General features: G+C 49.9%; 9 protein-coding genes and 1 pseudogene. 1 reads left to right on the top strand and 9 read right to left on the bottom strand.

Annotated elements, in window-relative coordinates; genetic code table 11:
- Positions 1-338 (bottom strand): annotated as a pseudogene (gene secA, locus VJY99_RS17585) (preprotein translocase subunit SecA); the annotation flags it as partial.
- A gap of 67 nt (positions 339-405) precedes the next feature.
- On the bottom strand, positions 406-912 hold the full coding sequence (secM, locus tag VJY99_RS17590; RefSeq protein ID WP_324120781.1) for a secA translation cis-regulator SecM: 507 nt from the start codon (positions 910-912) through the stop codon (positions 406-408).
- 22 nt (positions 913-934) lie between these two features.
- Here secM and VJY99_RS17595 point away from each other — a divergent pair, with 22 nt between their 5' ends.
- Positions 935-1,453, top strand: a complete 519-nt coding sequence (locus VJY99_RS17595; protein ID WP_324120783.1) for a DUF721 domain-containing protein — start codon at positions 935-937, stop codon at positions 1,451-1,453.
- 8 nt (positions 1,454-1,461) lie between these two features.
- On the opposite strand, the gene lpxC is transcribed toward VJY99_RS17595, so the two are convergent.
- The 7 genes from lpxC to murG form a co-directional block, all read right to left on the bottom strand.
- A complete protein-coding gene (gene lpxC / locus VJY99_RS17600; RefSeq protein WP_324120785.1) occupies positions 1,462-2,379 on the bottom strand; it encodes a UDP-3-O-acyl-N-acetylglucosamine deacetylase in 918 nt (305 codons plus the stop codon).
- Between the two features lie 100 nt (positions 2,380-2,479).
- Positions 2,480-3,631, bottom strand: a complete 1,152-nt coding sequence (gene ftsZ, locus VJY99_RS17605; RefSeq protein ID WP_134187100.1) for a cell division protein FtsZ — start codon at positions 3,629-3,631, stop codon at positions 2,480-2,482.
- 63 nt (positions 3,632-3,694) lie between these two features.
- Positions 3,695-4,951: a cell division protein FtsA gene (gene ftsA, locus VJY99_RS17610; protein ID WP_324120788.1), complete on the bottom strand. Its 1,257-nt coding sequence runs from the start codon at positions 4,949-4,951 to the stop codon at positions 3,695-3,697.
- 2 nt (positions 4,952-4,953) lie between these two features.
- Entirely contained in the window at positions 4,954-5,793 is an 840-nt protein-coding gene (gene ftsQ / locus VJY99_RS17615) for a cell division protein FtsQ (RefSeq protein WP_324120790.1), read from the bottom strand.
- Position 5,794: 1 nt separating this feature from the next.
- Positions 5,795-6,715 carry a D-alanine--D-alanine ligase gene (locus VJY99_RS17620; protein WP_324120792.1) on the bottom strand — a complete coding sequence of 307 codons (921 nt, stop codon included), beginning with the start codon at positions 6,713-6,715 and terminating at the stop codon, positions 5,795-5,797.
- Entirely contained in the window at positions 6,705-8,183 is a 1,479-nt protein-coding gene (gene murC, locus VJY99_RS17625) for a UDP-N-acetylmuramate--L-alanine ligase (protein WP_324120794.1), read from the bottom strand. The genes VJY99_RS17620 and murC overlap by 11 nt, the downstream gene beginning before the upstream one ends.
- Positions 8,184-8,250: 67 nt before the next feature.
- Positions 8,251-9,235 (bottom strand): undecaprenyldiphospho-muramoylpentapeptide beta-N-acetylglucosaminyltransferase (murG, locus tag VJY99_RS17630; RefSeq protein ID WP_324120796.1); only part of this gene is annotated, 985 nt, incomplete at its 5' end.

Consider the following 9,235-nt stretch of genomic DNA (forward strand, 5'->3'; position numbering starts at 1 on the left):
GTCGCCGTCAGTGTTTTACCTTCACCAGTACGCATTTCTGCGATACAGCGTTCGTTGAGTACCATGCCGCCAAGTATTTGCACGTCAAAGTGGCGCATACCGAACACACGTTTACTCGCTTCACGGACAACAGCGAATGCTTCTGGGATCAGATTTTCAAGCACTTCGCCTTTTTCAAGACGTGCACGAAACTCATCAGTTTTTGCTTTTAATTCGTCATCGGAAAGTTTTTCAATTTCCGGTTCCATGCCGTTGATAACATTTACAACTTTACGCATACGACGCAGTGTACGGTCGTTACGGCTACCGAAAACTTTTGTTAAAATATTGATTATCATAATAAATTCTCAAACGCCCACCGTCAGGGTAGAGCTAAAAATAACGTTATAATTAAAGGAAATGGGTTTAGCTGAGGCGCTGAGGACCGGCGCGGATACCGTAAACCTGGCTAATCCACATGGCAAGACTGAAAGTCTCAACCGCAGGAGCTTGCCAAAGCGCAGTATGACGCACAATAACAGGGGGTTTGCTTTCCTGGGTAAGAAGCGCTGTGAGCGTATCCAGTAAAGCGAGTTTGTGTGCCTGAAGTGGCAAACTTTCTTGCACTACAGGCAGCGCTTGAGGTGCCATAGCAAATGAAAGATGGCGAATGACTGTACGAATGGCATGTTGATGCCAGTAATCGACACTAAATGATGGCCGCCGGGTACTTTCCTGCAATAATGCCAGACTACTGAAGCTAACCTTATTCAGGTAGTCGTGACTGCTGGTCGATGTTTCTGCAGGTGCTGTTGGCTCGGTATTTTGGCTGAGCGCAGGCATGCCAAAACTCGCCGCGACCATCCCCAACAGGAGATGCGGCCAGAAATAACGTCTGCCAAACTGTCGCCAACAATTTAGAATACCAATCACTTTATCCGCCGGAGCATTATGTATGCGTGATAGTCGCCCACAATCTTTAGATCATTTGTTCGATGATGCTGGTGCCGAAAGCGTGTTGCAAAACGTGCAACAACGCGCAACTGCGCTACTTAAGCTCAACAGGGCGGTGAAAGGGATATTACCCGCTCAACTGCATCCCTGGTGCCGGGTAGCAAATTTCCGACAAAGCATTCTCGTACTTGAAACTGCAAATGCTAGCTGGCTGATGCGTTTACGCTATGAACAAGCCACGCTACTGAGTGCGTTACGTGCACAAATATTACCATCATTGACTTCAATCGACATCAGGATTAATCCATCACTAGCTGCAATTGGGCAGGAATCAGTACAAGAAAACAGCATTCAAACAGGGAAAGGCAAAACTGAAGGGGTCAATAGAGAGTTGAGCCAGCAAAGTGCTCAGGCATTACGGATGGTGGCTGAACGTAGCCCAGAGAAATTAAAGGCAGCAATAGAACGACTGGCATCATTGGCCGGAGAAGGTACCAATGAAACCAGTCGCAATAAATAATTCTGGTGTTATGCCAGAACCATTTTTGGTGCTTTGAACGCTAACGGAAGTTCGGCATCATCCTGGAAGGTTGCCCATTCCCAGGCTTCCTGCTTCGCCAGAACCGCTTGCAGCAATTTGTTATTCAATGCGTGGCCAGATTTAAAGGCGGTAAACGCGCCAATGATGTTGTGGCCGCACATGAACAAGTCACCAATCGCGTCGAGCATTTTGTGACGAACGAATTCATCTTCAAAACGCAGGCCGTCTTCGTTTAATACGCGATAATCGTCAACAACGATGGCACAATCGAAGCTACCGCCCAGGCACAAACCACGGGACTGCAGATATTCGATATCACGCATGAAACCGAAGGTACGAGCACGACTAATCTGGCGCATAAACGCTTCCGCAGAGAAGTTCATGCTGTAGCGTTGGGTACTGGCATCAATCGCCGGATGGTTAAAGTCGATGGTAAAATCCAACGAGAAACCATTATACGGTTTGAATTCAGCCCATTTATCGCCATCTTCCACGCGAACTGTTTCTTTGACGCGCACAAATTTCTTCGCACAGTTTAATTCGTCAATCCCGGCATCAAGCAGCAGGTAGACGAATGGCGCTGCACTACCGTCCATGATTGGGATTTCTGGGGCATTGACTTCAATAACAATGTTATCAATACCTAATCCCGCAAGGGCAGCATTTAAATGCTCAACGGTAGAAATCCGCACATCGTGCTCGTTCACCAGGCAAGTACAGAGCATGGTATCACGCACAGATTTGGCATCTGCCGGAAAATCTACCGGAGGATTCAAGTCGGTGCGACGATAGATGACCCCGGTATTTGCCGGCGCAGGGCGCAACGTCAGTGTGACTTTCTTGCCGGTATGTAAACCGACGCCAGTCGCCTGAACGATACGTTTAAGTGTCCTTTGTTTGATCATCGTATAATCTCGCCAAATTACCTATCCAACCGAAGTGTATATCACAATCGGTGGACCAGTTTAGCACAAAGAGCGGCCATCCCCAAATTCCGGTTTATTCTTAGTCAGCTTGCTTGCGCAAAAATGCTGGAATATCCAGATAATCAGGTTCTTTCGTTGTTTGTGGCGTATTGTCATTCACTACTTTAGCGACTGGCTTTTGCTCTTGTTGAAGCGGAGCCATGCCATGCTGCTGGTAGCGATCCATAACAGGTTGCTGAGTTTGTTTGTTAGTCACCAGGGTAATTTCTGGACGTTTGTCCATGCCAATACCGGTTGCAACAACGGTCACACGCAGTTCGTCGTTCATCTCTGGATCCAGAGAAGTACCGATAACCACAGTAGCGTTATCAGATGCAAACGCACGGATGGTGTTACCCACAGTTTCGAACTCATCCAGACGCAGGTCAAAACCTGCAGTGATGTTAACAAGAACACCACGCGCCCCAGACAGATCGATATCTTCCAACAGTGGGCTGGAAATCGCCATTTCTGCCGCTTCTTCTGCACGGTCTTCGCCACTTGCCACACCAGAACCCATCATGGCATAACCCATTTCGGACATTACGGTGCGCACGTCAGCAAAGTCGACGTTCATCAGACCCGGACGGGTGATCAGTTCAGCGATACCTTGAACTGCACCTTTCAGTACGTCGTTGGCTGCGCCAAAAGCGTCAAGCAAGGAGATACCGCGGCCCAGAACTTTCAGTAGCTTGTCATTCGGGATGGTGATCAATGAGTCAACATGCTTAGACAGCTCGGCAATACCCTGCTCCGCGAATGCCATGCGCTTCTTGCCTTCAAAGTTGAAAGGCTTAGTCACAACAGCGACGGTCAGGATACCCAGATCTTTAGCGACTTCTGCAACTACAGGTGCTGCACCTGTACCTGTACCACCACCCATACCTGCGGCGATAAATACCATGTCTGCGCCTTCCAGTGCAGCACGTAATGCTTCGCGGTCTTCTTCTGCAGCAGTACGGCCCACTTCTGGGTTAGCCCCAGCACCCAGACCTTTGGTAATACCATTACCAATCTGGATAGTCTGGCCTACCGCAGTTTTACGCAACGCTTGAGCATCAGTGTTCACTGCAAAGAATTCAACACCTTCGATGCGTTCACGCACCATGTGTTCAACGGCATTGCCGCCGCCACCACCGACGCCGATGACTTTAATCACCGCATCGTTGGTCAGTTCCATAGGTTCAAACATAGTTTCTCTCCGTTTTGTGCCTGTCGCCTGAGACCACTAATTTTGTCTGGTCTCTTATTAAATTTAAAACTCTTTTCTCAGCCAGCTGTTGATTCGCTTAATCCAGGAGCCGACAGAGGTCCGTTTTTCCACTTCTGCTTCACCACTGAGATGTGTTTCTTTCCCATAATGCAGCAAGCCGACTGCTGTGGAGTAATAAGACTCCTGGGCATAATCAGTCAGGCCAGTAATATTTAACGGTTGTCCGATACGAACTTGCGTATGGAACACACGTTGCGCACAAGCTGCCAAGCCTTCAATTTGCGCCGCGCCGCCCGTTAGTACAATCCCCGCGGCCAGGTGGTGCTTCACACCTTGCTGGCGAAGTTGCTCTTGTAATTGCAAAATCTCTTCGTTTACCAGGTTCAATAGTTCGGTATAACGAGGCTCGATAACTTCAGCGAGCGTCTGGCGTTGCAGGCTACGCGGTGGCCGCCCACCGACACTTGGCACTTCAACGTTTTCGTCTTTACCCACCAATGATCCCAATGCGCAGCCATGACGCACTTTAATGGCTTCGGCATCACTCGGCGGAGTACCGAAGGCATAAGCGATGTCGCTGGTCACCACGTTCCCTGCATAAGGGATAACTTTGGTGTGGCGTAACGCGCCCCCAGTGTAGACCGCAATATCCATAGTACCACCACCGACATCAACTACGCAGACACCTAGCTCACGTTCATCTTCGGTCAACACGGCATAACTTGCCGCAAGCCCTGCAAAGATCAGTTGGTCAACTTTTAGGCCACATCGTTCAACAGCTTTGACGATGTTCTTTGCCATATCGTTATGGCAAGTAATCAAGTGCACTTTAGCCTGCATGCGCACCCCCGATAAACCTACAGGATTTTTGATGCCTTCCTGGTAGTCAATTGCATATTCTTGCGGGATAACATGCAAAACACGATGTTCATCACGTACACGCACCGACTTCGCGGTGTGAACGACGTTTTCAACATCTTCCTGCGTCACTTCTTCTTCAGAAATTGGCACCATGCCAATCTCGTTTTGACAGCTAATATGCTTACCTGACAGCGCAAGGTAGACCGATGAAATCTGGCAATCCGCCATTAATTCGGCCTGATCAATCGCGCGCTGAACGCATTTCACGACTGACTCGAGATCGTTTACGCCACCTTTGTCCATACCACGCGATGGGCAACTGCCCACGCCAATAATATTGACCATACCGTCAGGCAGAACTTCCCCTACTAGAGCGGCAACCTTTGCGGTACCGATCTCCAGTCCTACTACCAGTTTTCTGTCCGTCGCCTTGATCATTGTTATTCTGCCTGTGCCTGATTCTGTTGCTGATTAGGAGTAGGTTCTTCTACGGGAGCAGGAGCAGGTTGCCATCCCACTGCCGCGCCAGAGTCGTAACGCAAGTCGACATAACTAATCTTTTTATTGTCGGCTAGCTCTTGCTGCTGCAGAACAGGGTAAAGTTCCACAAAGCGACTCAAGCGTTTCATTGTATCGCCCCGGCCCAAGTTGAGCTTAATGTCATTATTCAACGTCAATTGCCAGGAACGACGAGCGGTCATTGCCGCTTCTTTCAACGTAAATTTATCCTTTGCCAGCACATCGCCCATTGCGCGATAGCCTTGCAGTACTTCACCTTCACTGCCTTCAGGCCCAGATAACATAGGTAAAGTCTGCTTTACAGCGCGTTGGGCAGGAACACTGAACGCATTTCCTTGTGCATCAATCATATGCTGATCATTCCAGCGCGCTATCGGCACATATTCAACCAGATGAATCTTCAATTCATCAGGCCACTGCTTTCTCACACTCGCCTGTTTAATCCATGGCAAACGTTCAATTTGCTGTTGGATGATATTCACATCCTGAGTCATGAACGTGCCTGGCGGCCCAAGTGCCAGAATTGTCTGACGAATATCATCGTTACGGGTGTAATGCCGTTCCCCAGTAACCACTAACTTAGACAGTGGAAGACGTTGCGCATCTTCCATCCAGCCGACGACAATCCAGCCGCCAATAAATACCGTAAACAGTACAGCGCTCAGGAAAATTATCCCGGCCAGTCGCCCACCGTTACTGCGACGAGAACTGGTTTCTTCTTCCTCCTGGCGATTACGCGTATTCAAAGCTGCTTGCGACATATCAGTCTGCCAACTCCAGAATACGCACCACCAGTTGAGAAAATGTCATCCCAGCCTGACGAGCCGCCATCGGCACCAGGCTATGGCTGGTCATACCTGGAGAGGTGTTAACCTCTAGCAGGTAAAACTGCCCGTCGCTATCCAACATGACATCTACACGTCCCCAACCACTGCAACCCAAAACTTGCCAGGCTTGCATCACTAAAGCCTGCAATTCTTGTTCGCGCTGCTCAATTAAACCGCTCGGGCAAAAATACTGTGTCTCATCAGAGAGATACTTCGCCTCATAATCATAAAAAATTCCAGCGGGTTGGATACGAATAGACGGTAAAATCTCTTCGCCCAGGATAGCGACCGTGTATTCAGGGCCGCTTAACCATTTCTCGATCAACAGTTCTTCGTCGTGTTCGAAGGCCAGCTCCAGTGCTGCAGGCAGTGCCGCAACATTATCGACCTTAGACATACCCACGCTTGAACCTTCGCGACTTGGCTTAACGATGACGGGCATCCCTAAGCCTGCGATACGTTCTACTGTGGTTGCGCTGATACCGGCTTCCACATCACGACGCGTTAATGCGACTGAAGGAGCCACGGGTAAATTTGCACCTTGCCACAGCAATTTGGTACGCATTTTATCCATAGTGATAGCTGAAGCCATCACGCCACTACCGGTGTAAGGCAGTTTTAGGAAATCTAGCAGCCCTTGAAGAGTTCCGTCTTCGCCGCCACGGCCATGTAAGGCAATAAATACTTTGTCAAAACCCTGTGCTTTCAGCTCAGTAACTGGCGTATTTTTCGGGTCGACTTCGTGCGCGTCAATTCCTGCTTCTCTCAGACCAGCAAGAACCGCCGCACCTGATTGCAATGACACCTCACGTTCAGCGGAAGTTCCGCCCAGCAGGACAGCAACTTTATCGGCCATGTTGCTCTCCTTCATTAGTGTGGGAGTGCAATTTAAATTCAGCCAAGTTTTTGGCAACTTTCCCCACATTTCCTGCACCTTGCACCAGGATCAAGTCATTTCCAGATAATACCGGTGCTAAAATGTCCGCAACCTGACTTGCATCAGGCACAAGAATTGGGTCAATTTTTCCACGTCCACGAATCGTGCGGCACAGTGAGCGACTATCAGCGCCAGGAATTGCCGCTTCACCCGCAGAATAAACATCCAGCATCAGCAAAGAATCAACTTGTGACAATACGTTAGCAAAGTCATCATATAAATCACGAGTACGTGTGAAACGGTGTGGCTGGAAAATCATAACCAGATTTTTATCCGGCCAGCCTGCACGTGCTGCTTTAATGGTGGCATCCACTTCTGTTGGGTGGTGACCATAGTCATCAACCAGCATCGCCGTGCCTTCTTTGCCATTCACTTCGGCAAGGGGATACTCGCCGAGGAAATCAAAGCGACGCCCTGTTCCCTGGAAGCTCTCCAGCGCACGCAGGATGTCAGCATCATCAATCCCTTCTTCTGTCGCCACCGACACCGCAGCGGCGGCGTTTAACGCGTTGTGACGACCAGGAGCATTCAATGTGACATGCAAATCAGGTTTGCCCTGACGCGCAATGGTGAAATGCCCCTGCGGCCCTTTCTGTTGATAATTTTCGATACGAACGTCAGCGTCTTCGCTAAAACCGTAAGCGGTAATTTTACGACCCACAAGCGGCAACAGCTCACGGATGACCGGATCGTCCACACACATGACTGCCAAACCGTAAAACGGCAAATTGTGCAGGAAGTTAATAAACGTCTGTTTTAAATTTTCGAAGTCGCCATGGTAGGTATCCATATGATCAGCTTCGATATTTGTCACTACAGAAACCATTGGCTGCAGATGGAGGAATGACGCATCACTCTCATCGGCTTCTGCAATCAGGTAACGGCTATTGCCTAAACGGGCATGCGTTCCTGCGGCTTTAACCAAGCCACCGTTAACAAAAGTAGGATCAAGACCTGCTTCTGCATAAATACTGGAAACCATCGCTGTGGTGGTGGTTTTACCGTGCGTACCGGCGATCGCGATGCCATGACGAAAACGCATCAACTCCGCCAGCATTTCCGCACGACGGATAACAGGAATACGCGCTTCATGAGCAGCAACAATTTCCGGGTTATCCATAGAGATTGCGGTAGAAACCACCACAACACTCGCATCAAGCACGTTTTCCGGGCGATGGTTAAAATAAATCGTGGCGCCCAGCGCCGACAACTGCTGAGTAACCGGGTTCGGAGCCAAATCAGACCCACTGATCTGGTAACCTTCATTCGCTAAAACTTCGGCAATACCACCCATACCGGCGCCGCCGATGCCAACAAAGTGAATGTGCCGGACGCGACGCATCTCGGGCACGATAGAACGCAGTTTCGCCAGTTGTTGTGTATTCATTCTCTAACCTGCAGCGTCAAACGCCATTACTTCAAATATTCATGGGCAAAACAGCCACCCACAATGATTACGCCAATGCTGCGGCGCTCACTTCTTTTGCTACCCGCTCTGTGGCATCAGGAATGGAAGCAGCTCGCGCACGTTCGGCCATTGCCAATAACGTTGCTCTGTCCCATCCGGCGAGAGTTTGGGTAACGGCATCCACAGTAAACTGTGGTTGCTCAAGTATTTTTGCCGCTCCAGCTTTTTCCAACGGCAGCGCATTCCAGTACTGCTGCCTGTCTTTATGCTGAAAGGGAACAAATAGTGCAGGTAATCCTGCCGCCGCGATTTCGCTTACGGTTAACGCTCCGGAACGACACACCACGACATCGGCCCACGCATAAGCCGCGGCCATATCATCAATAAATTCAGTCACTTTATGCTGAGATTGGCCAGCATCGGTGTAAGCCTGCTGAACAACATCCTGCCCGCCTTTACCTGATTGGTGCCAAATAGTGAAGGCACTTCCCAGGCGACCTGCAACTTGCGGCATGGTCTGGTTCAGCACGCGAGCGCCCTGAGACCCGCCGACGACTAAAACGCGAACGGGGCCTTCACGTCCGGCAAAACGTTGTTGCGGTAATGGCAGAGCCAACACATCAGTGCGCACTGGGTTGCCCACCACATCAGCATTCGGGAAAGCTCCCGGAAATGCCTGCATGACTTTTTTGGCAATTTTTGACAGCCATTTGTTGGTTAACCCGGCAATGCCATTTTGCTCATGCAGCACGACAGGTATACCCAGCGACCAGGCTGCTAATCCACCAGGACCTGAAACGTAGCCCCCCATCCCCAGAACCACGTCCGGACGATATGCTTTCATGATGGCCCGAGCCTGGAGCCAGGCGTTGAAAATCCGCACCGGCGCCAGCAACATGGCTTTCAGGCCTTTACCACGCAAACCTGAAATACGAATAAAGTCGATCTCAATTCCATGCTTAGGAACTAAGTCTGCTTCCATACGGTCGGCGGTTCCCAGCCAGCGTACTTGCCAGCCCTCAGCCATTAAG

The organism is Buttiauxella sp., assembly GCF_035271705.1.
In the GTDB taxonomy this organism is placed as follows: Bacteria; Pseudomonadota; Gammaproteobacteria; order Enterobacterales; family Enterobacteriaceae; genus Buttiauxella.